We start from the raw sequence: 26554 nt of genomic DNA, 5'->3' as shown, positions 1-26554 counted from the left end.
TGACCTCAGGAGCCTGACGGGTTACCCCGAGCCCAATGCGGTTCATGGTAGCGATCCGTGAACCGCAAGACACAAGGAGCCTGCTTGCAGGCGAAGCCCCTGCCCGCGCTGGACCCTGCCAAACCCCATTCGCGGGCAAGCCCGCTCCTACAAAATCAAACCACCGCATCACGGCACTTCCCTTAACGCCGGCACCAGGCGCATGCGCGCCATGCGCCAGGCCGGGATCACCGACGCCAGCAGCGCAGCCCCCACCCCCAGCAACACGGTCTCCCCGACCTCGACCCAGGGCAGGCGCAGGTCCATCCCCCAGCCAAAGGCCTCGCGGTTGATCACCTCGATCAGCAACCAGCCCATCCCCAGCCCGAGCGGGATCGCCGCCAGGGCGGCGAATACCCCGAGCACACCGCCCTGCAGCACCACCAGCCCGCGCACGCCGCCGGGCAACAGCCCGAGGCTGCGCAGCGTGGCGAACTCGCGCGCCCGTTCCATCTGCAACGCAATCAATGCCCCCAGGATGGCGATGAACGCGACCACCAGCGTGATCACCCGTAGCAGATGCGTGATCGCAAAGGTCCGGTCGAAGATCGCCATCGACTCCTGCTCGATATCCCCCGGCCGCGTCACCAGCGCCGCGTGGTCCTGCTCCGCCAGCCACGCCTCCAGGTGCTCCACCGCCTGCTCGGCGTCGGCCCCGTGCGGCAGGCGCAGCCCGAACGAGCCCACCCCGTCCGCGGGCACGCCCCCGCGCGCGAACGCCGCCTGCGTCATCAGCACCGTGCCCTGCGGGTTCCCGTAGTCGCGATAGATCCCGAGGATCTCGAATGCCCGCCGCCCACCAGACGCGGCCAGCGAAAGCCGATCGCCCACGCCAACATCGTGATGCGCGGCAAACGGCTCGGTCACCAGCACGGCATCGTCCGCAGCCAGCCGTGCCCCCAGCGCCTCGCGGGGCACGGCCGCCTCCAGCAGCGGCAGGTAGTCCAGCCAGTCGGCATGCGGACGCACCACGTACAGGTCCACCAGCCCCCGGTCACTGACGACCTCCTGGCTGGTGCCGGAACTGACCGACACAGCACCCGACCGGGCCACCAGCTCGGCCGTCCAGTCCTCCGGCAGGCGCGCCCCACCGCGCGCCGAGGCCGGGGCCGCCGGCACCACGTACAGGTCCGAGGTCAGTGCCTGCCCCAGCCACTGCTCCACGCTGCCGCGAAAGCTCCCCACCATCACCGCCACGCCGATGGCCGCCGCCAGCGCCAGGGTCAGCGCCGAGGTGGCGGGCGCGCTGCGCGACAGGCTGCGCTCCAGGCTGCGGACCGCAATGCGCGGCAGGGCCGCCCCGCGCACCAGCACCGCCAGGCCGCGCAGCGTCCCCGCCAGCACCCAGGGCAGCAGCAACACGAACCCCGCAATCAGCAGGAACAGTGCGACAAACCCGCCCACCAGCGCCCCGGCACCGGTCACGATCAACCCGACGCCCGCCAGCAACAGAACGATAGACGCCAGCGCCAGCCACGCGGCCCAGCCACGGGCACGCCGTTCCAGCCCTCCGCGCCCGGTGCCGGCCGGGCTGGCCACCCGCGCCGCCTCCCAGGCCGGGGCCAGTGCGGCCGCCAGCGACAGCCCCACGCCCAGCAGGAGCACCGCGGCCAGCGCCAATGGCCGCGGCGTGACCCCGGTCACCGCCACCGCAAAGAAGTGGTCCGTCACCGTCTGCGCGACCTGCGCGACCAGCACCTGCGCCAGGGCCACCCCCAGCAGCGCGCCCAGCAGCGTACCGATCACGCCGACCAGCAGGGCCTCCAGCAGCACCACACCGAAGATCGCCCAGCGCCCGACACCGACCAGGCGCAGGCTGGCAATCACCTCGCGCCGGCGCAGTACCGCAAAGGTCTGCGTGTTGTAGATCAGAAACGCCGCGATCAACAGCGCCAGCAGGCTCATCGCGGTGAGGTTGATGCGGAACGCCTGCGCCAGCTGGCGCGCCGCCTGGCCCCGGCTCTCGACCGCCACCAGCTCCAGTTCCGCGGGCAATACGTCGGCCAGGGCCTCGACCTCGTCATCGGCCAGCCGCACGTCGATCCGGTCCAGCCGCCCCAGCCGGTCGAGCAATACCTGCGCCGTGGCGATATCCGTCACCCAGAGCGCGGCGCCCGCATCCTCAGACGCGCCATCCCCCCCATTATCACTCGGATCCTCGTCGCGTTCGGCGGCACGGTCGATCAGCGTGACCTCGCGCTCGCCCCCGGCCACCTCCAGTGCCAATCGAGCCCCATGCGCCTCCTCGCTCGCCCGGAACCAGCCCGCAGGCGGCAGGATCGTCCCCGGCTCGGTCACCAGGCGCTGCACCGGGGCATCGCCGATATCCGAGGCCGCCCCGCGAAACGGCCCCTCGGCCAGCGGATCGACGCCCAGCACATAGATCGTCGTGCCATCCGGCAGTCGCGCCGAGCCCTCCACGATCGGGGCCGTATCCCGCCACCCGGCCATGCGCAGGTCGCGGTACAAGGCCTCGTCGAAGCCGCTCGCCGGCCCCAGCACCTGATGCGTTGCGGCCCCGGCCACCTCGTCCATCGAACGGTCGAAGGCCCGCTGGGCGGACTGGTTCGCCAGATCCACCGCCAGCACCACCGCCACGCCGATGATCACACCGACCAGCGTCAGCACCCGCTGCAGCGGCCGCCGACGCCAGTCGCGCAGCCACGCACGCAGAACGAGACCGCTCACGCCGGCAACCCCTCCACCGATTCCGGAGGCTGAAGCACCCCGTCGCGCATCGTCAGCACCCGATCCAGTCGCCCCGCCAGTTCATTGCTGTGGGTCACCAGCAACAACGAACACCCGGTCGCCCGTACTTGCTCCAGCAGCAGCCCGAATATCGTCTCGCCAGTGCGCGAGTCGAGGTTGCCGGTCGGCTCGTCGGCGAGGATCAGCGCCGGCTCGTGCACCAGCGCCCGCGCGATCGCGACCCGTTGCTGCTCGCCGCCCGACAGCGCCTCCGGATACCGCTCACCCTTGTCCCCCAGCCCGACCGCTGTCAGCTGGCGTCCGGCGCGCTCGCGGCGGGCGGCCGCATCGGCCTGCGTTGCCAGTTCCAGCGGCAGCATCACGTTCTCCAGCACCGTCAGCGTCGGAATCAGATGGAACGACTGGAACACGATCCCCACGCGAGCCCGGCGCAGCCGCGTGCGTGCCGCCTCGTCCAGCCCCGCGAGCGCCTCGCCCGCCAGATGCACCTCGCCGCGATCCGCCGCCTCCAGCCCGGCCGCCAGATGCAGCAGGGTGGACTTGCCACTCCCGCTCTCGCCCACAATCGCCACGCGCTCGCCGGGGGCCAGCTCGAAGTCCACGCCGTGCAGCACCTCGCCCTCGCCGGGGTAGGCAAACGCCGCGCCGATGAGCCGCAGGACCGGACCCGAAAACGCTGATGACTCAGCCATACGATCCGCCTTTTGTTGTCCGTTCCAGCCGGGGTGTCGGGCCGTTCCGGGAGACACCCGGCCCCGACTCCACATGACCATGAAGAGTAGATGAATGTTTCAAAATGCCACACAAGCGGTTGATTGAGGCCCGGCATCCGTTAGAATAAGCGCCATCTCCACACACGGGAACGCGCCTTGACACGCCGATCAAGCAGCCGATCACGCAGCCGATCTATCTGCGCCTAGCGGCAAGCGTCCGTTCCCTAACCGGTCGCTTCCCGTCAGGCCTCTTTGATCAAAGAGCCGGGAACGGCCGGGCCCCGCCCGACCCGAACCTGCACCATTCACCGCATTCGTGCGGCGCCGCGATGGCCTGTGCCCGTGCACAGTCCGCGCGCTGCCCCGATGCCGCCGGGAGAAGGGCATGGAGCTTCACCTCGAGCAGTCCATCATCGAGCTGAAGGAGCTGTTGCGTCTGGACGACCGCGACGGGCTCCACGAACTGCTCGACTACATGCGCGTGCAGGACATCGCCCACGCGCTGATGGAGCTGGGCGAGGAAGACCTCATCGCCGTCTTCAACCTGCTGCCCCCCGGGCGCAAGGCGGACGTCTTTGCCTACCTCGACACCGGGCACCAGATCCGCCTGCTGGAGGCCTCGCCGCGCGAGGACGCCCGCTTCATCCTCTCCGAGATGGAGGCGGACGACCTCACCGCCCTGCTGCAGACCCTGGACCCGGACACCCTGCGCGGCTACCTGCGCCTGCTGCCGTTTCGCGCGATCCGCCGCGCGCTCAAGCAGCTCAACTACCCGGAGGACTCGGTCGGTCGCGTGATGTCGCCGGATGTCGTCGCGGTCGACCCGGACTGGACGCTCAAGCGCGCCCTGGCCTTCATCCGCCGCAACGCGGACGAGCACTCCAACAACGTGATCTTCGTGGTCGATCAGGACCGCGTACTGCTGGCCGCCATACCCATCCGCCACTTCCTGCGCGCCAGCGCCGAAAGCCCGGTGCGCGAACTGCTGGGCGAAGCCGACCCGATCACCATCGCGGTCTCCGAACACGCGGTCGAGGCCGCCCGCCGGATCCAGCACTACGACCTGGAGAGCCTGCCGGTGGTCGGCGAGATCGGCGAGCTGCTGGGCGTGGTCACGGTCGACGACGTGATGGACCTGATCGAGGCCGAGTCCACCGAGGACTTCCACAAGCTGGGCTCGGTGGGCACCCTGCCGCTGTCCCCGCAGGAGGCCAGCCCGTTCCTGCTCTATCGCAAGCGCATCGGCTGGCTGCTCGGCCTGGTCGCCTTCAACACCATCGGCGCGCTGATGATCTCCCAGTACGAGGACATCATCGAGGCGGTGGTGGTGCTGGTGTTCTTCCTGCCGCTGCTGATCGCCTCCGGCGGTAACGCGGGCGCGCAGAGCTCCACGCTGATGGTGCGCGCCATGGCCACCGGCGAGGTCACCGCGCGCGACTGGCTCCGGCTGTGGGCGAAGGAGATGGGCGTGTCCCTGACCCTCGGGCTCAGCATGGGTGTGGCGGTGTCGCTGGTCGGGCTGTGGCGCGGCGGGCCGGAGATCGCGCTGCTGGTCGCGCTGTCGATGACCATCATCGTTACCGTGGCCAGCATCCTCGGCATGCTGCTGCCGGTGGTCCTGAACAAGTTCCGCCTCGATCCGGCGACCGCCAGCGTACCGCTGGTCACCTCGCTCGCCGACATCGGCGGTATCCTCATCTACTTCACGCTGGCCACGGCCCTGCTCGGCCTGGCAATCCCATAGGACCTCCCGGATGAGCCCCACGGAACCGGATCTCGACACCCTGCCGCAGGCCCTGCAGACCGCGCTGACCGCGCCCACCGCGGAGGCCCTGCAGAGCCTGTGCGCCGAGCACGCGGCGCCGGATCTCTCCGACGCCCTGGAGGCCCTGCCGGCCCAACAGATGGAGGCCTTCTTCCAGCGCCTGGATGTCGAGTGCACCGCGGATATCTACGCCCATCTGGAATCGGATCATCAGTCCCGCGTGTTTCAGGCGCTGGACGACGAGCACGCCAGCCGCCTGGTCGCGGCCCTGTCCTACGACGACGCGGTCTCGGTGATCGACGGGCTGGAGGACGAACAGGCCGAATCCCTGCTGGAGACCCTGCCGGACGAAGACCAGGAGGCCCTGGAGACCCTGCTCGGCTACCCGGAGGAGAGCGCCGGGCGCCTGATGACGCCCGAGTTCGCCACGGTCCAGCCGGACTGGTCGGTGGCCGAGGCCATGGACCACCTGCGCGAACAGAGCGACCTGGCCGAGACCATCAACACCATCTTCGTGGTCACGCCCACCGGCGAACTGCTCGGCTGGGTGCGCCTGAAGGGGCTGCTGCTGTCGCGCCCCACCACCAGCGTGCGCGAGCGCATGAACACCGATGTCGTCAGCATCAGTGCGGAGGAAGACCGCGAAGAGGCCGCCCACCGCATCAGCCACTACGATCTGGACGTCCTCCCGGTGGTCGACGACAACGGCCACCTGCTCGGCATCATCACCGTCGACGACGTGATGGACGTGCTGCGCGCCGAGACCACCGAGGACTTCCACCGCATGGCCGCGGTGGGCGACGTCGTGCTCTCCCTGCGCGATGCCAGCATGCAACTGCTCTACCGCAAACGCATCGGCTGGCTGGTCATCCTGGTCGCCGTGAACATCCTCTCCGGCCTGGCCATCGCCCACTTCGAGGCGGCCATCGAGACCGTGGTCGCGCTGATCTTCTTCCTGCCGATGGTCATCGCCTCCGGCGGCAACGCCGGCGCCCAGGCCTCCACCCTGGTCGTGCGCTCGCTCGCCACCAACGACATCAAGCCCCAGGACTGGTGGCGCCTGGGCGGCAAGGAGATCCTGGTCGCCTCTGCCCTCGGCGCTACCCTGGCCGGCGCCATCTGGCTCTCCGGCAACTGGCTGGGCAGCCTCGAGGTCGCCAACGCCATCGCGCTCGGCATGTTCTTGGTCGTCCTGTTCGGCTCCCTGTTCGGCCTGCTGCTGCCGTTCACCCTCACCCGCCTGGGCGTCGACCCCGCCGTCGCCAGCGCCCCGCTGATCACCTCCGTCGTCGACGTCGTCGGCATCACCATCTACTTCGCCACCGCCGTCGCCATCCTCGGCCTCTAGCTCCCCCAACCCCCGTCCTCCCTGTAGGAGCGGGCTTGCCCGCGAAGCCCCTGCCAAAGCCGAATCCGGAAAACGCCGCGAACCTTGCCCCCACATCACCCGGCCGACAGACCTCATCATCCCGGCCCCAGTCACGACCCCTGGTCATCCCGACCACAGCACCAGCCCCCCGTCATCCCGGCCGGAGCGCAGCGAAGAGCCGGGATCTCCACCGTTCGAACCCCCAAGATCAAGACCCCCGGCCATGACAACCAGAGGCACCCCAGCCCCCAGAGTGACAACGTGCGTCACTTCACATGACCATTTTTGTCACGTGACACACCCGGGAGGCGCGCGTGCGTGACCCATGCCACAGACCACACCGCGCCCGGGCGCCGTTTTCACGCATTTCCGCACTCTTGGCACGCCCAATGCATCTACTCAGACAGCTGCCCACGGGGTGGCCGGGCCGAAGGCCCAGCTTTTATGACATCAAGGGAGAAACACCATGCAAAAAGTGAAGAGCGTCCAGAAGGGCTTCACGCTGATCGAACTGATGATCGTTGTGGCGATTATCGGCATTCTGGCGGCGATTGCGTTGCCGGCTTATCAGGATTATACGGCTCGGGCGCAGGCAGCCGAAGGCCTCTCCGCCACAGCGGGCATGCGCACTGACATCGCCGAGGCCGTTACTACCGGCGGAGTTGGCAACTTCGACGTCACCAACTACGACTTTTCCACCGCCCGGTATATCGACACCGTCGACGTTGACATCGTCGTAGATGAAACCAGCGGGGCGATCTCGGGTACCGGCAACATCACCATCAACTGGGACGACACCGTGGCTGCCTTGGATGGTGCAATGGTTCTTGAACCTCGCCTGGCCTTTCGTGATGGCGGTACCGACATCAGTGATGCAATCGGCGTCAACGGTTGGAATTGCGTCGCCGACGGCACCATGGCCGACAATCACCTGCCGGGCGGCTGCCGGTAGTAATCGCCTTCTGCCCCTGACGGTCCCGCCGTCATAATCAAGCCCCGGCTCCGGCCGGGGCTTTTTTGTGGTTCATCGAAGGATACCGGGGGGGGGGGGGGCATTCGTACGTTGAACCAATCCTCAAGCACCCATTGAACACTCTAGGACAGCCAACTTTTCTTGCCTGACAAAAATCCTCCAGGACGCCCGTGGTCGACGTAGGGTAAGGACACCCAGTACTGGAGCCCCGGCCATCATGCCGGGGCTTTTTCGTTTGTAATCGTCTGGGACACCCACTTTGTTGACATTGCCTGACAAAAATCCTCCAGGACGCCCGTGGTCCGCCAAGACACCACGGTGGCTGCGATGGCTCCGGACATCCAATTTACTTACGGTTGAGTAAACTCCGTTCCCTGTCCGTTTCTTCCGAATGGCCCACTTATTGCTTTATTTTTTGTGACACAAGTCTCACAACAGACGACTTCTTCAACCAGAAGGAAGGAACATGGGCAAGAACACAAACAGCGGCTTCACACTGATCGAACTGATGATCGTCGTCGCGATCATCAGCACCCTCGCCGCCATCGCGCTGCCGGCCTACCAGGACTACACGGCACGTGCTCAGGCCTCCGAGGGCCTCACCATCACCGCGGGCCTTCGAACCGACATGGCGGAACAGGTAACCACAGGCACCGGGACGACAGTGGACGTGAGCCTGTACGACTTCAACTCCCGCTACATTCAGGCCATAACCGCAAATGTGGAACCCGGCGAAGACGGCGCGATCACCATCACTTGGGACGAGGATTCCTCTGCACTTGGCGGCTCCATGATCCTGACGCCCACACTGGATGGCACCGTCGACCAAGCCTCCCGCATCAGCGGCTGGACCTGTAGCGTGGCCGACGGGATGAATACGGCGCACCTCCCCGGCGGCTGCCGCCAACAGTAACGGCGAAAATCCCTCTGGAGATCCTCCGGGAGAACCTCGGGGACACCCACCCTGCTCACCCCGCTCTAGCGGAACCCCGGAACGCGGTTTCGCTACGCCCTGAAAAACTCCAAGGCATTCACTATCCTAACGACAGGAACGTAACGAATCTGCGTTGCTGCAAGACCTACTCCACGGAAGGAGTTCATCATGACCCAGCCCCGCTCGACCCTCGTCTCTCTGGACGACACGCCCTGGTACCACGTCGTTTCCCGCTGCGTCCGCCGCGCGTTTCTCTGCGGGCACGATACCCACTCCGGACGATCCTTTGAGCATCGCCGCGGCTGGATCGCCGATCGTCTGAAACAGCTTGCGTCGGTGTTCGCCGTCGATATCGCGGCCTATGCGGTCATGAGCAACCACTTCCATATCGTTGTGCGGGTGGACGAGGCGCGCGTCGAGCCCCTGGAGCGCGCCGAGATCTTGCGTCGCTGGACGCAGCTCTTCTCGGGGCCGGTTATGGTGCAGCGGTATCTGGCCGATCCACAGGGGCTCGGTGCGGCCGAGATGAAGGTCGTGGATGCCTGGGTGGAGACGTACCGCTCCCGACTCGCTGACCTGTCGTGGTTCATGCGCGTGCTGAACGAGTCGATCGCCCGTCAGGCGAACGCCGAGGACGGCGTGACGGGACGGTTCTGGGAGGGACGCTTCAAGAGCCAGGCCCTGCTCGACGAGCAAGCGGTTCTGACGGCCATGGCGTACGTGGACCTGAACCCGATCCGGGCCGGGATGGCCCCCACGCCGGAGGCCTCCGAGTACACCTCGGTCGCGGAACGGCTTGCCGTGCTGCGCGCGACGTCCGGGGATGGAACAACGGTAGCCGAACGCGCCGCCGCCGATCCCGCGGTTCCAGGCGACAGCACGGCGCCGGGACACACCAACGCTACGAGATCCGACACACGTGGGAACCGGTCACGCTCCGTTCCGCACCAAACAGAATCCTTGCAGCCGGAGACGGTCCTGGACCAACTGGTCAGCGCCCCGCTACTTCCATTCGACGCCACTGGCCGCGCCGAGTGCGCCGTGCCCTTCGGCTTCGAGGACTATCTGGATCTCGTGGAGGCAACGGGGCGCGTCATCCGCGAGGACAAGCGCGGCTTCATCCACGATGGCACCCCGCCCCTGCTGGCGCGTCTGGGCATTGATCCCAATCAGTTCATCCGTGCGGCTAGCCGCATGTTGCAGCAATTCGGCAGCGCCATCGGAACACCGACCCATCTCACGGCCCGGTGCGATACCCGCCAAACGCGCTATCTGCGAGGCATGGCGGCCGCCCGGCAGCTCTTCCCTCACGATTCCGCCGCATTGGTGCCAAGCCCGTGACGCGGTTCAGCGGCAAATTCGCATCCTGATCACGGGCTTCCGGCACACGAAAAATCCGCCACCCAGCACTCCCTGAGCCTGGTACAAATATCGCTCCGTCCGGGCTCGGCTCGCCACCTTCTCCGGGCGCGCACCACTAGCAAGGCCAGCTCGACGCTTCGGAACTCCCTCACCACACGATTAGCGAAACAGGTCAGCGGCGGCGGCCGGGCGGTGGAGCAGGAATCCCTGGCCGATGGCGCAGCCTTCCTGCAGCAGGAAGGCGCGCTGGGGTTCTTCTTCCACGCCCTCGGCGATGAGGTCCAGTTCCAGGGCGGCGGCCAGCGCGATGATCGCGCGGATGATGGATTCGTTGTGGCGGGAATGGCCGATGTCGCGCACCAGCGACTGGTCGACCTTGAGGCGGTGCAGCGGCAGGCGGCGCAGATGCGCGAGGTTGGAGTAGCCGGAGCCGAAGTCGTCCATGGCCAGACGCACGCCGAGGCCGTCCAGCCGACGCAGGACCGCCAGGGCGCGCTCGGGGTACTCCATGATCATGGTTTCGGTCAGCTCGACCTCCAGGCGTTCGGGCGCGATGGCGAAGCGCCCCAGGGTCTCGCGTACGGTGGTGACGAGTTGCTCGTCGTGCAGCTCGCGCGCCGACAAGTTTACGGCGATCAACGGGATGTTCCGGCCCGCCTCGTCCCAGGCCGCGAGCTGGCGGCAGGCCGCCTCCAGAACCCAGCGATCGATCGCCTGGATCAGGCCGGTCTCCTCGGCCAGCGGGATGAACTCTGCGGGGGATACCATGCCCCGGTGCGGATGGTTCCAGCGCACCAGGCTCTCGACCCCCACGCACTCGCCACTGGCCAGGTTGAATTGTTGCTGGAAGTGGAGCACGAACTCGTGGTTGACGATGGCCTGCCGCAAGTCGTTTTCCAGAAACAGCCGATGCTCGGTCAGGGTGCCCATCTCGGCGTCGTAGGCGCACCAGCTGTCCCCTCCCCGGCGCCGCGCATCCTGCATCGCCAGCTCGGCGGCAGTGAGGAGTTCTTCGCGCGTCTGGCCGTCGCCAGGGAAACGCGCCACACCGACACTCGCCGTGAGTACCAGCGAGCGCCCCGCGATCTCGAAGGGGGCTCGCAGGGTATCGATCAGCGACTGCACGAAGCTGCCGAGGGCTTCCTCGGGCGGGCTCTCGATGATCAGGCAGAATTCGTCGGCACCGATGCGGGCTACCGTGTCCTCGGGCGAAAGGGCCTGGTTCAGGCGCTGTGCAATGCCCTGCAGCACGGTATCCCCCGCCGCGGTCCCCAGGGTCTCGTTCACGTTGCGGAAGCGGTCCAGATCCATCAGCACAACCCAGCGCGCCGCGCCGTCCGCCATGGCGCGCTCCACCGTGTGCCCCAGGCGGTCCTGCAACAGGGCGCGATTGGGCAGGCCGGTGCGCGCATCGTAGTGCGTCATCTGCCGCAGCTGTTCCTTCTGTTCCATGCTGGCAGTCAGGTCGGTCCAGCTGCCAACGATCTCTAGCTCACCGCGCCCGTTGCTCCCTTCCACCACACGCATCTCGTCACGCACGTGGCGCAGCTTGCCCCAGCCGTCGAACAGGCGGAACTCGCGAACGAGCTCGCCATCCTCCAGCAGCCGTTCGTTCTCGCGCAGGACGTTCGCGCGATCCTCGGGATGCAGCTGATGCTCGAACCAGCCAGGACGCATCGCAGCGTCGAGGTCGACTCCATACAGCCGCTGGAGGTTGGGGCTAACCCATACCGGACAAAAGTCGTGAGCATCCAGCTGGTAAATCACCGTAGGCCCACTGTCCAGCACATGCTCCAGGCGCTGGTTGACCGCGCTCAGCTCGCGGGTTCGCAGACGCACCTGCCAGCGCAGCAGTAACCCCGTAACCGCCAGCAGCACGACCAGAGCCAGCGCGATGATCAGCGCCCACACCACCCATCCCGGCAGCCCCGGTTCGCCATCCGCGAGCAGCGTGGCCGCAAGGGCCTCCTGGTAGGGCGAGCCCGCCAGGGGCTTCCAGCGCTCCAGATAGGCGTCGATCAGTGCCAGACGCTCCGCCTGTGCCCCCGGCGCGGCCGCGTAGTGCAGGCCCACCTGGCCGAAGGTGATCGGCGTCTCCACCAGCCCGTAGGCGCGGGCGTGCTGGCGTCCGTAGAAGTTATTGCTGACGGCGGCATCGGCTTCGCCGGCCGGCACCGAGGCCAGCACCGCTGGCAGATCGCTGTAGGGAACCAGTTGGTACTCGAGACCCGGGTTGCCGATTTGTTGCCGGCGCAGGTGGCTTTCCTGCACCGAACCCTCCAGCACGGCGATGCGCCGAGAACCCATGGATTCCCGACTGCCGAACCCCGACTGCGGGAACGCGTATAACTGGCTCCAGCCCTGGACGACCGGAATCTGGTGAAAGTCGAAGAATGCCTCGCGCGTGCCGGTCCGGGCCACGTCGGGCATCAGATCCAGCCGGCCCTCGCGCAGATCGGCAAGGCATCGCGCCCATTCGCAGGGGACGTACTCGATCTGCCAGTGCTCGCGGCGGGCGATGGAGTCCAGCAGGCGGACGAATAGGCCGTCGGCCTCCCCGTGCTCGTCCACGCTGACCTTGGGCGCGTTGTCGTACACACCCACGCGCAAATCCGGCGCGGAGGCCGCGGAGGACGGCGCCCCGAACGCAACGAGCAGGCAGGCCAACGAGAGGCCAAGGCCGCGGAAAACGCGCATCTCCCGCACCCACCGTAGCAGGGGCCGCCTGGTTCGGGCCGATTGGGGCAAATCCGTTGCGCGCACACACTCTCTCGGGAAGTCGGACTCCCGCATAGTGCCATGCGTTGATCGGCAATGCGCGCCCGATGCGCAAGTTAGGCTCTGGCGTCGTCCGAAGCACCCGCCCCACGAAAAACGGGGGGCTTTTGCCGCGCCTTGCGCATTGAGGGAACGGGGCTTCATGCAAAACCCTGACCGGCGACACCCAACACCCCGGGTGCGGGCGCCGCAAACGCGAAAGGCCGCCCCGAAGGGCGGCCTTTTGCAGGTGCTGCAATGATGGAGGCTGGGGTCGGAATCGAACCGGCGTACACGGATTTGCAATCCGCTGCATAACCACTCTGCCACCCAGCCTGTATCGGGTGGGTTTCGGCCCCACAGATGCTGGCGCATCTCCAGAGGCCGAAACAGAAAACCCCGGCGAACCGGGGTTTCAAAAATCTGTTGGAGCGGGAAACGAGATTCGAACTCGCGACCCCAACCTTGGCAAGGTTGTGCTCTACCAGCTGAGCTATTCCCGCTCTTCGTTATCGGCGCGTATTCTACCGCACATTGGCCGCAGGTCAATACCCGCGGTAACCAATCGCATCTCCGCCGTGCACCGCCCGGTCGAATACGACCACCTGGTTGCGCCCGGCGTTCTTGGCCACGTACATCGCCGCATCCGCCGCACGCGACAACGCAGGGCCATCCGCCGCATCCAGCGGGAACAGGGCGACCCCGATACTGCAGGAGATCTGAACCTCGGTCCCGTCGCAGTCGAACGGCTCGGCCAGCGCAGCCCGGATCTTCTCGCCGATTGCCACGGCCTGCGCACGACTCGTCTCCGCCGACTGGAAGCGTGGCAGCATCACCACGAATTCGTCGCCCGCGATGCGCGCCGCCACATCGCTTTGCCTTATGGAGCCCAACAGCCGCCCGGCCACCAGACGCAGGAGCAGATCCCCCATTGCGTGACCATGCTGGTCATTGACCGGCTTGAACTCGTCCAGATCCACAAACATCAGCGCGACCTGCTGGTCCTCACGGCGCGCCCCAGTCAGCTCGTGATCGAGGATCTGGTAGAACAGGGTCCGATTGGGCAGGTCGGTCAACGGATCGTAATGCGCCAGGCGCTGCATATGCGCCTCGGTCTCCTTGCGCTCGGTGATGTCCCGAGCGATGCCGAGGAACGCCGTCACCCGGCCCGCGTCGTCCAGCACCGGCGAGACATTGCTGGTGTGCCAGCGGTAATGCCCGTCCTGGTGGCGGATGCGGTACTCGATACCGCTTTCCTTCTTCCCGGTGTCCGCAATCCGTTGCAGGAACGCGTAACACGCGGGCAGATCCTCCGGGTCCACATATTCGTCGATCGAGTGATCGATCGCCGCGCTGACCGGATGGCCGAGGTTCTCCGTCCAGTTGGGCGAGACGTAGGTGAGCACGCCGTCCGGGCGCAGCGAATAGATCACGTCGCTGGCAGTCTCGACGAAGGCACGGAACTGCGCCTCGCTTTGGCGCAGTTCCGTCTCGAGCTCCTTGCGCGTGGTGATATCGGTGGCGAAGCCGGTCCAAATGATCGTGCCATCCGCCAGCCGACGCGCGGTGTCATAGGCGGACAGCCAGACCACTGTGCCGTCGCGGCACTGCATGCGGAACTCCTGAAGCCAGGGCTCCGAATGCTCGGCCGATTCCATTGAGCTCCGCATCACCGCTTCGCGATCCTCGGGGTGGATACAGTCCAACAATGGCGCCCCATCCTTCTTGAGGGCCCCACGATCCACACCGAACCAGCCCTCCACCACTTCACCCACGTAGGGATAGTCGAAGTGCCCATCGGGCGTCCTGCGCAATTGATAGACAAAACCCGGCAGCAGCCCCTGAAGGGCCTCCAGGGTCTGCATGTTGTCAAGATCAAGATCAGAATCGGGCATGGGCAATCCACGCGCAGCACCAGGCAGGTGTCCGCAGTGTAGCCCCAAAGCCTCGGCCGACAAACACGCCGCCCCTTACTGCGAGCGCGCGGCCGCCAGCATGTACTGGATCATGGAGACCAGGGTCAGGGCGGCGGCCAGGTACAGCAGCCACTCGCCGATCACGAACGTCGGAAGGCCGACAATGGGCTCGGCCCACAGCAGCAGGAAGATCGCCACCATCTGCGCGGTGGTCTTCACCTTGCCCACCCACGACACCGCCACCTTGGCGCTGCCGCCGACCTCGGCCATCCACTCGCGCAGCGCGGAGATCGCGATCTCGCGCCCGATGATGACGATCGCGGCCAGCGCAATGCCGAGTTCGGGGTTGTGGTCCACCACCAGCACCAGGGCCGCGGCGACAATCAGCTTGTCCGCCACTGGATCGAGGAATGCCCCGAACCGACTGGTCACCTCCCAGCGCCGGGCCAGATAGCCGTCCAGCCAGTCGGTCACGCCCGCCAGGGCGAAGATGATGGCCGCCACGATTCCGCCCTGCGGCATGGACAGGCCGTAGAACGCGAGCACCAGTAACGGGATCATCACGATCCGCGACCAGGTCAGCCAGGTGGGCAATTGGGGAAACATGGCAGTGGCTCAACTCTCGTGAAACTGGTCGTAAATCGCCTGCGCGAGCCGGCGGTGAATCCCCGGCACCTTGGTCAGCTCCTCGACCCCGGCCCGGCTGACCCCGCGCAGGCCGCCAAAGTGCTTCAGCAGTGCGCTGCGACGCTTCGGCCCCAGCCCCGGGATCGCCTCCAGGGTGGACTCCTTGCGCGCCTTGGCACGGCGGGCGCGGTGCCCGGTGATCGCAAAGCGGTGGGCCTCGTCGCGGATCTGCTGGATCCAATGCAGCGCACCCGAATGCGCGGGGAGTATAGAGGGCGCCTCTACCCCGCTCAATATCAGGGTTTCCATGCCCGCCTTGCGCTCCTCGCCCTTGGCCACGCCCACGACCTTGATGTGGTCCAGCCCGAGGTCGGCCAGCACGTTCAGCGCCTGGGTCACCTGGCCCTTGCCGCCATCGATGAACAGGATATCCGGTTCCTGCCCCTCGCCCTTCTTGAGCCGTGCAAAGCGCCGGCTGAGCGCCTGATGCATGGCCGCGTAGTCGTCGCCCGGTTCGATCCCCTCAATGTTGAAGCGCCGATAATCCGACTTGATCGGCCCTTCCGGCCCGAACACGACGCAGGAGGCCACCGTGCCCTCGCCGCCGGTGTGCGAGATGTCGAAGCACTCCATGCGCTTCGGCGTCTCCTCCAGACCCAACTCGCTGGTCAGCGCATCCAGGCGCGCCGTCTGTCCCGCCTGGCTGGCAATCCGCGTCTTCAGGGCCAGTTCGGCATTGCGCTGCGCCATGTCCAGCCAGCGTGCGCGGTCGCCGCGTAGCGACCAGGCCAGGGCAACCTTCCCGCCCCGCCGCTCGGCCAGGTAAGCCTCCAGTGTCTTGGCGCCCTGCGGCTCGTGCGACAGCAGGATGCGCGCCGGCGGCTCGCGTTCCGCGTAGTACTGCGCCAGCACCGCGGCCATGATCTCGTCGGTCTCGGTCGCCTCCGGCACGTTCGGAAACAGCTCGCTGTTGCCCAGATTCTGCCCGTTGCGCACGAAGAAGATCTCCACCGCGCAGGTCCCCGCCTCCTGCGCCAGGGCAAACACGTCGGCATCCCCCTCGCCGCCGGAGACAAACTGCTGTTCGGAGATCTGGCGCAGCCGTGCGATCTGGTCGCGCAGGCGCGCGGCATGCTCGAAGTCCAGGCGCATCGAGGCCGCCTCCATGCGCTCCATCAGCTCCTCGATCACCGCCTCGCTCTTGCCTTCCAGGAACTTGACCGATGCCTCGACGTCGCGCGCGTAGTCCTCCGGCGAGATGTAGCCGACACAGGGCGCGGTGCAACGCCCGATCTGGTACTGCAGGCAGGGGCGCGAACGGTGCGCGAACACGCTGTCCTCGCACTGGCGCACCTGGAAGAGCTTCTGCAGCAGCGCCAGGCTTTCGCGCACCGCGCCGGCCGAGGGGTACGGCCCGAAGTAGCGCATGCCCTTCTTGCGCGCGCCGCGATGAAACCCCAGGCGCGGGTACTCCTGGTTCGAGACGTAGATGTAGGGGTAGCTCTTGTCGTCACGCAGCAGCACGTTGTAGCGCGGCCGGTGACGCTTGATCAGGTTGGCCTCCAGCAGCAGCGCCTCGGCCTCGGTATGCGTCACCGCAACGCGGATATCCGCGATCTGCCGCACCATCGAGCGGATGCGCGGGCCGCGGTCGTCGCTCCCACGGAAATAGCTGGGCACCCGGCTCTTCAGGTTGCGCGCCTTGCCGACGTACAGCACGTTCCCGGCCGCATCCAGCATCTGGTAGACGCCGGGCGACTGCGTCAGCGTCTGCACAAAGCGCTTGTGATCGAATCCGGTTTCGGAGGTACTCATGATCCTTTCAGGATACCCGAACTCCCCCGCCGCCCGGCATAGCCCGCGTGCGAGCCCGGCGATGTTCGGGCTATCCTGATACTCAGTTTTTCTCTTGCCTCCCGCCCCGGAGGCCAACGTATCGAGAGGGTCGAGCCATGGACATCGCCGAACAGATCTATCAGGAGGCCAAGCGCCTGCCGGAGCCCCTCTCGCGCGAGGTGCTCGATTTCATTGGTTATCTGGAGGCCAAGCACGGTTTGAGCGACACCCCGATCGAAGACCTCAAGAAGGCGCAGGAGACGACACTGGGACCGATTTGGGACACCCCCGAGGACGAGGTCTGGGATGACCGCTAAGCCGGGGGCCATCGTTGCAATCCCATTCCCCTTTTCGGACCTGACGACCCGCAAACGCCGCCCCGTTTTGGTCCTTTCCGAGGTCGATCGCTTCGGAGACTTCGCCGCGCTAGCGGTCACATCGGCACCGACCCGCACTCATGCGGTCGAAATCACCTCCGAGGTGCTGATGGAGGGTTCTCTTCCCAAAACGAGTTGGGTCCGCTACGACAAGATCTTCACCCTCAGTAGCCGACTGATCACCCATCAGTACGCAAAACCGGGAGAAGCAACCTTTGCAGATATCCGCGCCCACTTTTGCCGCCACTTCGGGTGCTGATCGCATAAGTAGTTGACCGCCTCGCCGGCCCCGCCGATTGCCACGGCGCCTTTAGCGCCTCGCAATGACTGGAAGATTTGACCTCCGACGCGAATATCTACGCGAGGTAAGTGCGGATACGTGCGAACAGATCGTCGAACATGGCGGGGGTCAGGCGGCGGGTTTGGGTGTTGTAGCGCGAGCAGTGGTAGGAGTCGATCAGACGGGTGTGCGCATCCAGCTCGTGTTCGGCGCCGTGGGCGAAGCGCAGACTCGACAGCGGCAGGCCCTTCGCGCGCAGGATGGCGTCGTGGGCGATCTTGCCCAATGCCAGGATCACCCGTGGCTGCATGGCCGTCATCTCGGCGGCGAGGAACCCGTTGCAGGTGCGGATCTCTTCGGTCGTCGGCTTGTTCTGCGGCGGGAGGCATTTGACCGCGTTGGTGATGCGGCAGTCGATTAGCTCCAGATCGTCGTCCGCGCGCACGCTCTCCGGTGCACTGGCGAAGCCGTGTTCGTGCAGGGTCTGATACAGGAGCACACCGGCATAGTCGCCGGTGAACGGGCGCCCAGTGGCGTTGGCCCCGTGCATACCCGGTGCCAGGCCAACGATCAGCAGCCGCGCATCCAGCGGGCCGAAGGACGGCACGGGCGCGGCGTGATACTCGGGGTGCTTCGCCCGCACGTCCTCCAGAAAGCCCGCCAGGCGCGGGCAGGCGCGGCAGTCCGCGGCGAAGATCTCGCTAGGAGGCATCCGGCCACTCGCGATAGGGATTCCGGGCGAGTTCGGTGTTGTAGTAGCGCGGGTCGTGCGACACCTCCTCGCCCAGCCAGTCCGGACGCGGGAATTCGGCGTCGCTGCTCGGCAACTCCAGCTCGGCGACGATCAGGCCTGCATTGGCGCCCTCGAACACGTCGACCTCGTATTCCCAGCCCTCGACGTCCACCCAGTGGCGGGTCTTTTCGACCTGCGGGCCGGCCAGCGTGTCCAGCAGGCGGTGGGCCTCGTCCACGGGGATGTCGTACTGGTATTCGTCGCGTTCCACGCCGAGGGTCGCGCTCTTGATGTTGAGGTTGGCACCGCCCTCGTCCACTCGCACGCGGATGGACGCGCGGTCGTTGCCGCACAGGTAGCCCTGCCGCATGCGCTGCGCACGCACGACACGGTCACGCCAGGCATCACTGGCCAGCAGGAATTTGCGTTCGATCTCGCGGCCCATGCCGAATGCTCCTTGTGTTTCCCCTGGACGCCGGGAGCCCCCGGGCGATCGCCACGGACCCCGGTTACATCCGGATGAGCGCGGAGCCCCAGGTGAATCCGCCGCCAAAGGCCTCGGTCAGGATCAGGTCACCCTTCTTGATGCGACCGTCGCGCACGGCGGTATCCAGCGCCAGCGGGATGGACGCGGCCGAGGTGTTGCCGTGGCGATCCACCGTGACCACGACGTTGTCCATGGACATGTTCAGCTTCTTCGCGGTCGCCTGGATGATGCGGATGTTCGCCTGGTGCGGCACCAGCCAGTCCAGCTCGGATTTGTCGATCCCGTTGTACTCGAGGGTCTCGTCGACGATCTGGTCCAGGGTATTCACTGCCACGCGGAAGACGGCTCGGCCTTCCATGCGAATGAAGTCGAGATCCGGGTTGCTGTCCGGCTGCGACACGCCACCCGGAACCTCCAGCAGGCTCTTGTGGTGGCCATCGGCATGCAGGTGCGTGGAGATGATGCCCGGGTCCGGCGAACGCGACAGGATCACGGCACCCGCGCCGTCGCCCCACAGGATGCAGTTGCCGCGGTCGGTGTAGTCGGTAATGCGCGAGAGCGTCTCCGCCCCCACGACCAGCACGTGCCGGATCTCGTCGCTCTGCATGAAGCGGTCGGCAGTGGCCAGGGCGTACACGAACCCACTGCACACCGCCTGGATATCGAAGGCCGGGCAGCCCCCCACGCCCAGCTTGGCCTGCAGGATGCACGCGGTGCTGGGGAAGATCTGATCGGGGGTGGTGGTTGCGACCAGGATCAGGTCGAGATCGGCGGCGCGGATGCCGGCGGCGTCCATTGCACGCTCGGCGGCCTTCAGCGCGAGATCCGAGGTCACCTCGTTCTCGGCGACGATATGCCGCTCGCGGATTCCGGTGCGGTCACGGATCCAGGCATCCGAGGTATCGACCATTGCCTCCAGCTCGGCGTTGGTCAGGATGCGCTCGGGCAGGTAGCTCCCGGTCCCGCTGATGCGTGCATGCTTCACTCGCTTGTCTCCTGGCCCAGGAGCTGGCCAAGCTGCTTGTCGATCCGACTCGAGATGTTCGCCTCGGCCTCGATGCGGGCAATGCGGATCGCGTGCTCGAAGGCCAGCTCGTCGGCGCTGCCGTGGCTCTTGATCACCACGCCCTGCAGGCCCAGCAGCGAAGCGCCGTTGTAGCGGCGGTGGTCGAACCGATGACGGATCCGGCGCAGTACCGGCAGTGCGAACAGGCCGGACAATCGAGAAAACACCGATGCATCGAACTCCGCCTTCATTTTGGAGGAGATCATCTTGGCCACGCCTTCGCTGATCTTCAGCGCGACGTTGCCGACAAAGCCGTCACAGACCACCACGTCCACATCGCCACAGTAGACATCGTTCCCCTCGACGAAGCCGATGTAGTTGAGGCTGGATTCTTCCAGCATGCGGCCGGCCTCGCGCACGCGGTCATTGCCCTTGATCGCCTCGGAGCCGATGTTCAGCAGTCCGACCCGCGGGGCCTCCAGGCCGTCCACGGCATTCGCCAGCACCGATCCCATCACCGCGAACTGATACAGATGCGCGGCCTCGACATCCACATTGGCGCCCAGGTCGAGCATGTGGGTATGCCCGTTCATCGACGGCAGGGCCGTGGCGATGGCCGGACGATCGATGCCGGGGAGGGTCTTCAGGACGTACCGCGCGGTGGCCATCAGACCACCCGTATTGCCGGCGGAGACGCAGGCCTGGGCCGCCCCGTTCTTCACCTGGTCAATGGCGACCCGCATCGAGGAGTCGCGCTTGGTGCGCAGGGCCACGGCCGGCAGCTCGTCCATGCCGACCACCTGGCTGGCATGCACCATCTCGACCCGCTCGCGTTCGCTCGCGGACCAGCCGGATATCCCGGACTCGATGGTCTCCTGGTCACCGACCAGCAGCAGGCGGAAATCGTCTGCGACCTTCAGTGAACGGCGCGCAGCCGGAAGGATGACGGACGCACCGTGGTCGCCGCCCATCACGTCCAGTGCGATGGTAAAACTGGCAGTCATGCTCGGGCCCGACGGACGACCGCACAGCGGCCGTATTCAAACGCGGAAAGGCCACGGCGCAAACGCAGCCGTGGCCCCGGGACGGTCATTCCCTGGACCTTAATCTTCGTCTTCGTCGACTTCGACGGCCTGCTGGATCACCTGACGACCGCGGTAGAAACCATCCGGAGTCATGTGGTGACGACGATGGATCTCGCCGGTGGTCGGGTCGGTCGACAGAGTAGCGCCCGTCAGACTGTCGTGGGAGCGGCGCATATCGCGCTTGGAACGAGTCTTGCGGCGTTGCTGAACAGCCATGATGCATCTCCAGATTGATCAAAATCCCGTGGCGACGGGAGTGAGCCCGGTATCAAATCGGGCGCAAGTATAACGGTTCGGCCCGGACAATGCCCCCGGCCGGCGCTCACGTCATGAGCCGCCCCGGTCCGGGCCGCCCTTCTTGAGTTGTTCGAGCACCGCGAACGGATTTTCGGCGCCCTCGCCTTCCTCGAATTCGGCCCCGGCGGCAGGTTCGCAATCCGCATGGCGCGGCACCAGTGGCCACGCCAGCAGGATCTCTTCCTCGACCCATGCCGCGGGGCGCAACAGGCCATCCGCCTCGAGAGCGACAAAGTCATCGCCCTCGCTCATGCCCGCCGGAGTGCCTTCCGGCGGCAGCAGCACGGCATCCGGTTCAAGGCGGAATTCCCATGCCATCGGCTGCAGGCAGCGCTGGCAGGTCTGCCACAGCTCGCCGGTAATCGTCCCGCTCAGCCGTATCTCGTCCAGCGCCCCGCGTTCCAGCTGGAATTGCGCGTGCACCCGCAACGGGTGTCCCGGCAGGGCATCGGCACGTAACCGCGGCAGCTCTTCCGCACGCAGGTCACCCTCGAATTCCAGGTGCCGCGCACGCGGTTGCCACGGGTCAAGAGAAACGGGGATGCGACTCATAAACGGCTCGGTTGCAAGGGCGCGGAATATACGCGCGCGAGGGCGATCTGTCAAAGCGAAACAGAAACTTGCAGCCGCCCCAAACGACGTCGATACTCGGGTTGTCATCGACCTGCCCGGGGCCTTCCGTTTGATTCGCAAGCTGCTCATTGCCAACCGGGGCGAAATCGCCGTGCGCCTGATCCGGGCATGCAGCGAACTGGGGATCATCTCGGTCGCGGTCTATACCGATGCCGACCGCCACGCCCTGCACGTGAAGAAGGCCGACGAGGCCTACGCCATCGGCCCGGACTCCATGGGCGGCTATCTCAGCATCCATCGCCTGATCAGCGTCGCGCGCGCCGCCGGCTGTGACGCGGTGCACCCGGGCTACGGCTTCCTCTCCGAAAACCCCGACTTTGCCGCGGCCTGCGCCGCCCGCGACCTGATCTGGGTCGGCCCGGATGCGTCGGTGATCCGCCGCATGGGCGACAAGGTGGCCGCGCGCCGGGCGATGATCGAGGCCGGGGTGCCGGTCACACCCGGCTCGGAGGGCAACCTGGAGGGCGTCACCGCGGCGCTGGAGGTGGCCGAGCGCATCGGCTACCCGGTGATGCTCAAGGCCACCAATGGCGGCGGCGGACGCGGCATTCGCCTGTGCGAGGATGCCGCCGCTCTGGAGCACAACTTCGAGCGCGTGCGCTCCGAGGCCACCCGTGCCTTCGGCAGTACCGAGATCTTCCTCGAGAAGGCCGTGGTCAATCCGCGACACATCGAGGTGCAGATCCTCGGCGATGCCCACGGCCATGCGATCCACCTGTTCGAACGCGACTGCTCGGTGCAGCGCCGCCACCAGAAGCTGGTGGAGATCGCCCCCTCGCCACAGCTGGACGAGGCGCAGCGCCAGTATCTGGGCGAGTTGGCGGTGCGCGCCGCGCTCGCCGTCGGCTACCAGAACGCCGGCACCGTTGAGTTCCTGATGGACGCGGATGATTCGTTCTATTTCATGGAGATGAACACAAGACTTCAGGTCGAACATCCAGTTACCGAGATGATCACCGGGGTCGACATCGTGCAGGAACAGCTGCGCATCGCCGCCGGCGAGCCGCTGCGCTACGAACAATCGCAGATCACCCGCCGCGGCTATGCGATGGAGTTCCGCATCAACGCGGAAGACCCGAAGAACGACTTCCTGCCGAGTTTCGGCCGCATCACCCGCTACTTCGCCCCGGGCGGCCCGGGCGTGCGCACCGACGGGGCCATCTACACCGGCTACACCATCCCGCCGCATTACGACTCGATGTGCGCCAAGCTGATCTGCTGGGCCCTGGAGTGGGACGACCTGCTGGCCCGCGCCAATCGTGCCCTGCGGGACATGGGCGTGTTCGGGGTCAAGACCACCATCCCGTTCCACCTGGCCATCGTTGACCACCCGACCTTCCGCAGCGGGCACTTCGATACCGGGTTTGTCGCGGCCCACCCGGAGCTGACGCACTTCCCCGGCAAGCGCTCGGACCGCCAGCTGGCGGTGGCCGTTGCCGCTGCCCTCGCCGCCCACCACGGGTTATAACCCCGGCCACCGGACTGACCATGGACCGAGTTCACATCACCGATGTCACCCTGCGCGATGGCCACCAGAGCCTGATCGCCACGCGCATGCGCACCGAGGACATGCTGCCAATCTGCGAGCAGATGGACGCCATCGGCTTTCACTCGCTGGAGGCCTGGGGTGGTGCCACCTTCGATGCCTGCGTGCGGTTTCTCAAGGAGGACCCCTGGGAGCGGCTGCACCAGCTGAAGGCCGCGCTGCCGAACACCCCCCTGCAGATGCTGCTGCGCGGACAGAACCTGCTCGGCTATCGCCACTACGCCGACGACGTGGTGCGCGCCTTTGTCGAGCGCTCGGTGGCCGGTGGCATCGACATCATCCGCATCTTCGACGCGATGAACGACGCGCGAAACCTGCGCACCGCGATCGAGGCCACCCGCGAAGCCGGCGGCCATGCCCAGGGCACGCTCTGCTACACCACCGGACCGGTGCATTCGGCCGCCGAATTCGTCGCCCTGGGGCGCGAGCTGGTCGCGATGGGCGCGCAGAGCATCGCGATCAAGGACATGGCCGGGCTGCTCACCCCCAGCGCCACCCGCGAGCTGGTCACCGAGCTGGTGGATGCCCTGGATGTGCCGATCCACCTGCACGCCCACGCGACATCGGGGCTGTCCGAGCTGTGCCACTGGCAGGCCATCGAGGCCGGCTGCCGGCATATCGAGACCGCGATCTCAGCATTCGCCGGGGGCACCAGCCACCCGCCAACGGAGAGCCTGGTCGCCGCCCTCGCCGGCACCGAGCACGACACGGGCCTGGATCTGGTCGCGCTGCAGAAGATCGGGCTGTACTTCCACGAGGTGCGCAAGAAGTACCAGCGCTTCGAGAGTGAGTACACCGGCGTCGACACCCGCGTGCAGATTAACCAGGTGCCCGGCGGGATGATCTCCAACCTGGCGAACCAGCTGCGTGACCAGAACGCGCTGGATCACTTTGATGCGGTGCTGGAAGAGATCCCCCGGGTACGCGAGGATCTCGGCTACCCGCCGCTGGTCACCCCCACCTCGCAGATCGTCGGCACCCAGGCGGTGATGAACGTCCTCGCCGGGGAGCGCTACAAGACCATCACCAACGAGGTGAAGCAATACCTGACCGGGCACTACGGCCGGGCGCCCGGCCCGATCAACAGCGTCGTGCGGCAACAGGCCATCGGCAATGCCGATGTCATCGATTGCCGCCCGGCCGACCTGCTGAAGCCGGAGATGGCTACCCTGACTGACGAGATCGGAGACCTCGCCCGGGGCCCGGAGGATGTCCTGACCTTCGCCCTGTTCCCCGAGGTAGGACGGCAATTCCTGGAGCAGCGCCGCGACGGCACGCTCAGCCCGGAACCGCTCAACCTGCCGGAGAACACCCAGGCCGGCTGCCCGGCCCCGGTGGAATTCAACGTCACCTTCCACGGCGAGACCTACCACATCCAGGTCAATGGCTCCGGCCATCACCGGGAGGACACCCGCCCGATGTACGTGACGGTCGACGGGATGCCGGAAGAGGTTCAGATCGAGACCCTGGACAGCATCGAGACCGCCGGCAACGGCGGCGCCGAACGCAGCCGCGGGGGCAGCGGAGGCAAGAAGTCGCGCCGTGCGACCCGGCCGGGCGACGTCACCACCTCCATGCCCGGCACCATCATCGACGTGCTGGTGGCCGAGGGCGACCGCGTGGAGGCCGGTCAGCCGGTGCTCGTACTGGAGGCGATGAAGATGGAATCCGAGATCGCCGCCCCCGTGTCCGGCACGGTCACCGCAGTGAACGTCACCAAGGGGGCCGCCGCCAATCCGGACGACGCCCTGATCGAGATCGACGGCGACGATGGCTGATACCGCACGAAGACTGGTCCTCGCCTCCACCTCGCGCTATCGCGCCGAACTGCTGGAGCGGCTGCATCTGCCCTTCGAGACCGCGCGCCCGGCGGTGGACGAGACCCCTCTGGCGCATGAATTGCCCGAGGCGATGGTGGCACGCCTGGCCGAGGCCAAGGCCCGGGCAGTCGCCGATGTCTATCCCGACCATCTGGTCATCGGCTCCGACCAGAACGCCAGCCACGCCGGGCAGGTCCTCGGCAAGCCCGGCGACAGCGTCCGCGCCGAGGCGCAACTCGCGGCGCTGTCCGGGGAAACGGTTACGTTCCACACCGGCCTGTGTCTGCTGGACACGGCCACCGGGAAGGTGAGGACGGGCCAGGTTCCGTTCACCGTGACGTTCCGCGAGCTAAGCCCCGAGGAGATCCGGCGCTACGTTGCACTGGACCAGCCGCTGGACTGTGCCGGCAGCTTCAAGTCCGAGGGGCTGGGCATCAGCCTGTTCGCACGCATGAGCGGCGACGACCCGACCGCGCTGGTGGGGCTACCGCTGATCACCCTCGGAAACTGGTTGCGCGAAGCGGGTGTGGCCGTCCCGCCCGCAGCGGCCTGAACACCGGCCCGGCAACCTCCAAGAACGGGCGCGCCCGCGTCTAGCCCCAGTCGTTCCGCGGCTTGTGCGCCAGGACCTGCACCACCGCGCCGCGCCCGGTGTGGAAACGCCCCTCGATCACGTCGCGTTCGCGTTCCACGGCCTCTTCGAACTCCAGCCCGTCCAGCTCCTCGGTCAGCGCCTCCCGCGTCATCATCAACTCCGCAGTGGGCGGACCTCCCGTGCCCCATTCGAGTTGCGCCGGCGTATAGGCCTCGAGGATGAACACCCCGCCCGGGCGCAGGCCCGCGACCACCTCGGCGTGCAGGCGACGCCGAACGTCCGGCGGCAAATGGCAAAAGATCGATACGATCAGATCCCAGGAGTCCGGGTCGATCGCGTAGTCGGCGAGATCCGCCACCAGGGTCTCGATCTGTACCCCCCGGTCCTCGGCCAGACGCTGGGCCTTCTGCAGGCCGACCGCGGAGCTGTCCACCGCCAGCACGTCGAAACCCTGCTGCGCCAGGAACACCGCGTTGCGGCCCTCCCCCTCGGCCAGGCACAGGGCCCGCCCGCGCGGCACGTTGGCCACTGCCGCGCGCAGAAAATCATTCGGTTCAGTGCCGTAGACGTAGTCGTCCTCGGCGTAACGTTCATCCCACATCCCTGCTCTCCTTCCGTTCCCGGGAATCTGTCCATTCGTGCCGTCTGCCAGGCACTCCTGACGTGGCGCGTGCTTGCGCTCGCGCGATTGCCGG

23 protein-coding genes and 2 tRNA genes are annotated in these 26554 nt (G+C 66.7%); 10 read left to right on the top strand and 15 right to left on the bottom strand.

The genetic code is table 11. The features are described 5' to 3' along the window. Positions 1 to 168: 168 nt before the first annotated feature. Together G335_RS0102080 and G335_RS0102075 are read right to left on the bottom strand one after the other, a co-directional pair. Positions 169 to 2727, bottom strand: coding sequence for an ABC transporter permease (locus G335_RS0102080; protein WP_018175788.1), 2559 nt, complete (start codon positions 2725 to 2727; stop codon positions 169 to 171). Further along, complete coding sequence (locus G335_RS0102075) at positions 2724 to 3440, bottom strand: ABC transporter ATP-binding protein (protein ID WP_018175787.1); 717 nt, start codon at positions 3438 to 3440, stop codon at positions 2724 to 2726. Before G335_RS0102075 ends, G335_RS0102080 begins: the two co-directional genes overlap by 4 nt. A gap of 406 nt (positions 3441 to 3846) precedes the next feature. Between G335_RS0102075 and mgtE (G335_RS0102070) the strand changes: the two genes are divergently transcribed. The 5 genes from mgtE (G335_RS0102070) (at position 3847) to G335_RS0102050 (ending at position 9843) form a co-directional block, all read left to right on the top strand. After that, positions 3847 to 5205 (top strand): magnesium transporter, encoded by a 1359-nt coding sequence (gene mgtE / locus G335_RS0102070; RefSeq protein ID WP_018145399.1) that lies wholly within the window; start codon positions 3847 to 3849, stop codon positions 5203 to 5205. Between the two features lie 10 nt (positions 5206 to 5215). Next, positions 5216 to 6574, top strand: a complete 1359-nt coding sequence (gene mgtE / locus G335_RS0102065; protein ID WP_018145398.1) for a magnesium transporter — start codon at positions 5216 to 5218, stop codon at positions 6572 to 6574. 487 nt (positions 6575 to 7061) lie between these two features. Beyond that, on the top strand, positions 7062 to 7547 hold the full coding sequence (locus G335_RS0102060) for a pilin (protein ID WP_018175786.1): 486 nt from the start codon (positions 7062 to 7064) through the stop codon (positions 7545 to 7547). A gap of 487 nt (positions 7548 to 8034) precedes the next feature. Continuing rightward, positions 8035 to 8481: a pilin gene (locus G335_RS0102055; protein ID WP_018175785.1), complete on the top strand. Its 447-nt coding sequence runs from the start codon at positions 8035 to 8037 to the stop codon at positions 8479 to 8481. 189 nt (positions 8482 to 8670) lie between these two features. Beyond that, positions 8671 to 9843, top strand: coding sequence for a transposase (locus tag G335_RS0102050; protein ID WP_018175784.1), 1173 nt, complete (start codon positions 8671 to 8673; stop codon positions 9841 to 9843). A gap of 180 nt (positions 9844 to 10023) precedes the next feature. Here G335_RS0102050 and G335_RS0102045 read toward each other — a convergent pair whose 3' ends face one another. The 6 genes from G335_RS0102045 to uvrC all read right to left on the bottom strand — a co-directional run bounded on the left by G335_RS0102045 (position 10024) and on the right by uvrC (position 16979). Then, the gene (locus G335_RS0102045) at positions 10024 to 12468 is read right to left on the bottom strand and encodes an EAL domain-containing protein (protein WP_026304748.1); all 2445 of its coding nucleotides are present in this window, start codon (positions 12466 to 12468) and stop codon (positions 10024 to 10026) included. A gap of 415 nt (positions 12469 to 12883) precedes the next feature. Beyond that, positions 12884 to 12957, bottom strand: a tRNA-Cys gene (locus G335_RS0102040). Between the two features lie 91 nt (positions 12958 to 13048). Further along, a tRNA-Gly gene (locus tag G335_RS0102035) sits at positions 13049 to 13124 on the bottom strand. A 42-nt stretch (positions 13125 to 13166) separates the two neighbouring features. Continuing rightward, positions 13167 to 14516, bottom strand: a complete 1350-nt coding sequence (locus G335_RS0102030) for a sensor domain-containing diguanylate cyclase (protein ID WP_018175782.1) — start codon at positions 14514 to 14516, stop codon at positions 13167 to 13169. Between the two features lie 75 nt (positions 14517 to 14591). Next, a complete protein-coding gene (gene pgsA / locus G335_RS0102025) occupies positions 14592 to 15143 on the bottom strand; it encodes a CDP-diacylglycerol--glycerol-3-phosphate 3-phosphatidyltransferase (RefSeq protein WP_018170035.1) in 552 nt (183 codons plus the stop codon). 9 nt (positions 15144 to 15152) lie between these two features. Then, positions 15153 to 16979, bottom strand: a complete 1827-nt coding sequence (gene uvrC, locus G335_RS0102020) for an excinuclease ABC subunit UvrC (protein WP_018175781.1) — start codon at positions 16977 to 16979, stop codon at positions 15153 to 15155. A 137-nt stretch (positions 16980 to 17116) separates the two neighbouring features. Between uvrC and G335_RS0102015 the strand changes: the two genes are divergently transcribed. Both G335_RS0102015 and G335_RS0102010 read left to right on the top strand, forming a co-directional pair. Then, positions 17117 to 17317 (top strand): DUF2281 domain-containing protein, encoded by a 201-nt coding sequence (locus G335_RS0102015; RefSeq protein WP_018144158.1) that lies wholly within the window; start codon positions 17117 to 17119, stop codon positions 17315 to 17317. Continuing rightward, complete coding sequence (locus G335_RS0102010) at positions 17307 to 17636, top strand: type II toxin-antitoxin system PemK/MazF family toxin (RefSeq protein WP_018175780.1); 330 nt, start codon at positions 17307 to 17309, stop codon at positions 17634 to 17636. Before G335_RS0102015 ends, G335_RS0102010 begins: the two co-directional genes overlap by 11 nt. Positions 17637 to 17733: 97 nt before the next feature. Here G335_RS0102010 and G335_RS0102005 read toward each other — a convergent pair whose 3' ends face one another. From G335_RS0102005 to G335_RS0101980, 6 genes are all read right to left on the bottom strand, one after another. Continuing rightward, a complete protein-coding gene (locus tag G335_RS0102005; RefSeq protein WP_018175779.1) occupies positions 17734 to 18369 on the bottom strand; it encodes a uracil-DNA glycosylase in 636 nt (211 codons plus the stop codon). Beyond that, complete coding sequence (locus tag G335_RS0102000) at positions 18359 to 18835, bottom strand: CYTH domain-containing protein (RefSeq protein ID WP_018144160.1); 477 nt, start codon at positions 18833 to 18835, stop codon at positions 18359 to 18361. The genes G335_RS0102005 and G335_RS0102000 overlap by 11 nt, the downstream gene beginning before the upstream one ends. Before the next feature lie 64 nt (positions 18836 to 18899). Continuing rightward, a complete protein-coding gene (locus G335_RS0101995; protein ID WP_018144161.1) occupies positions 18900 to 19862 on the bottom strand; it encodes a beta-ketoacyl-ACP synthase III in 963 nt (320 codons plus the stop codon). After that, on the bottom strand, positions 19859 to 20887 hold the full coding sequence (gene plsX / locus G335_RS0101990; protein ID WP_018144162.1) for a phosphate acyltransferase PlsX: 1029 nt from the start codon (positions 20885 to 20887) through the stop codon (positions 19859 to 19861). Before plsX ends, G335_RS0101995 begins: the two co-directional genes overlap by 4 nt. A gap of 99 nt (positions 20888 to 20986) precedes the next feature. Continuing rightward, positions 20987 to 21184 carry a 50S ribosomal protein L32 gene (rpmF, locus tag G335_RS0101985; protein WP_018144163.1) on the bottom strand — a complete coding sequence of 66 codons (198 nt, stop codon included), beginning with the start codon at positions 21182 to 21184 and terminating at the stop codon, positions 20987 to 20989. A gap of 111 nt (positions 21185 to 21295) precedes the next feature. Further along, the gene (locus G335_RS0101980; protein ID WP_018175778.1) at positions 21296 to 21817 is read right to left on the bottom strand and encodes a DUF177 domain-containing protein; all 522 of its coding nucleotides are present in this window, start codon (positions 21815 to 21817) and stop codon (positions 21296 to 21298) included. Between the two features lie 130 nt (positions 21818 to 21947). Here G335_RS0101980 and G335_RS0101975 point away from each other — a divergent pair, with 130 nt between their 5' ends. Genes G335_RS0101975 through G335_RS0101965 form a run of 3 tightly spaced genes read left to right on the top strand, consistent with a single transcriptional unit; the run spans position 21948 to position 25817 of the window. Then, a complete protein-coding gene (locus G335_RS0101975) occupies positions 21948 to 23366 on the top strand; it encodes an acetyl-CoA carboxylase biotin carboxylase subunit (RefSeq protein WP_018144165.1) in 1419 nt (472 codons plus the stop codon). A gap of 20 nt (positions 23367 to 23386) precedes the next feature. Next, entirely contained in the window at positions 23387 to 25222 is a 1836-nt protein-coding gene (gene oadA, locus G335_RS0101970; RefSeq protein WP_018175777.1) for a sodium-extruding oxaloacetate decarboxylase subunit alpha, read from the top strand. Next, positions 25215 to 25817 (top strand): nucleoside triphosphate pyrophosphatase, encoded by a 603-nt coding sequence (locus G335_RS0101965; RefSeq protein ID WP_018175776.1) that lies wholly within the window; start codon positions 25215 to 25217, stop codon positions 25815 to 25817. Before oadA ends, G335_RS0101965 begins: the two co-directional genes overlap by 8 nt. 40 nt (positions 25818 to 25857) lie before the next feature. Here the strand turns inward: G335_RS0101965 and G335_RS0101960 are convergent, their stop codons facing one another. Then, positions 25858 to 26460, bottom strand: a complete 603-nt coding sequence (locus G335_RS0101960; protein ID WP_018175775.1) for a cyclopropane-fatty-acyl-phospholipid synthase family protein — start codon at positions 26458 to 26460, stop codon at positions 25858 to 25860. Between the last annotated feature and the right edge of the window lie 94 nt (positions 26461 to 26554).

This window comes from Thioalkalivibrio sp. AKL8, assembly GCF_000380525.1.
Classification (GTDB): domain Bacteria; phylum Pseudomonadota; class Gammaproteobacteria; order Ectothiorhodospirales; family Ectothiorhodospiraceae; genus Thioalkalivibrio; species Thioalkalivibrio versutus.
This window is presented reverse-complemented; position numbering and strand designations above follow the sequence as displayed.

What these genes read in the sequence shown, in the direction of transcription:
- G335_RS0102075 (WP_018175787.1), bottom strand. Translation starts at nt 3,440, where the DNA reads ATGGCTGAGTCATCAGCGTTTTCGGGTCCGGTCCTGCGGCTCATCGGC.
- mgtE (WP_018145399.1), top strand. Translation starts at nt 3,847, where the DNA reads ATGGAGCTTCACCTCGAGCAGTCCATCATCGAGCTGAAGGAGCTGTTG.
- mgtE (WP_018145398.1), top strand. Translation starts at nt 5,216, where the DNA reads ATGAGCCCCACGGAACCGGATCTCGACACCCTGCCGCAGGCCCTGCAG.
- G335_RS0102060 (WP_018175786.1), top strand. Translation starts at nt 7,062, where the DNA reads ATGCAAAAAGTGAAGAGCGTCCAGAAGGGCTTCACGCTGATCGAACTG.
- G335_RS0102055 (WP_018175785.1), top strand. Translation starts at nt 8,035, where the DNA reads ATGGGCAAGAACACAAACAGCGGCTTCACACTGATCGAACTGATGATC.
- G335_RS0102050 (WP_018175784.1), top strand. Translation starts at nt 8,671, where the DNA reads ATGACCCAGCCCCGCTCGACCCTCGTCTCTCTGGACGACACGCCCTGG.
- G335_RS0102030 (WP_018175782.1), bottom strand. Translation starts at nt 14,516, where the DNA reads ATGCCCGATTCTGATCTTGATCTTGACAACATGCAGACCCTGGAGGCC.
- pgsA (WP_018170035.1), bottom strand. Translation starts at nt 15,143, where the DNA reads ATGTTTCCCCAATTGCCCACCTGGCTGACCTGGTCGCGGATCGTGATG.
- uvrC (WP_018175781.1), bottom strand. Translation starts at nt 16,979, where the DNA reads ATGAGTACCTCCGAAACCGGATTCGATCACAAGCGCTTTGTGCAGACG.
- G335_RS0102015 (WP_018144158.1), top strand. Translation starts at nt 17,117, where the DNA reads ATGGACATCGCCGAACAGATCTATCAGGAGGCCAAGCGCCTGCCGGAG.
- G335_RS0102010 (WP_018175780.1), top strand. Translation starts at nt 17,307, where the DNA reads ATGACCGCTAAGCCGGGGGCCATCGTTGCAATCCCATTCCCCTTTTCG.
- G335_RS0102005 (WP_018175779.1), bottom strand. Translation starts at nt 18,369, where the DNA reads ATGCCTCCTAGCGAGATCTTCGCCGCGGACTGCCGCGCCTGCCCGCGC.
- G335_RS0102000 (WP_018144160.1), bottom strand. Translation starts at nt 18,835, where the DNA reads ATGGGCCGCGAGATCGAACGCAAATTCCTGCTGGCCAGTGATGCCTGG.
- plsX (WP_018144162.1), bottom strand. Translation starts at nt 20,887, where the DNA reads ATGACTGCCAGTTTTACCATCGCACTGGACGTGATGGGCGGCGACCAC.
- rpmF (WP_018144163.1), bottom strand. Translation starts at nt 21,184, where the DNA reads ATGGCTGTTCAGCAACGCCGCAAGACTCGTTCCAAGCGCGATATGCGC.
- G335_RS0101980 (WP_018175778.1), bottom strand. Translation starts at nt 21,817, where the DNA reads ATGAGTCGCATCCCCGTTTCTCTTGACCCGTGGCAACCGCGTGCGCGG.
- oadA (WP_018175777.1), top strand. Translation starts at nt 23,387, where the DNA reads ATGGACCGAGTTCACATCACCGATGTCACCCTGCGCGATGGCCACCAG.
- G335_RS0101965 (WP_018175776.1), top strand. Translation starts at nt 25,215, where the DNA reads ATGGCTGATACCGCACGAAGACTGGTCCTCGCCTCCACCTCGCGCTAT.
- G335_RS0101960 (WP_018175775.1), bottom strand. Translation starts at nt 26,460, where the DNA reads ATGTGGGATGAACGTTACGCCGAGGACGACTACGTCTACGGCACTGAA.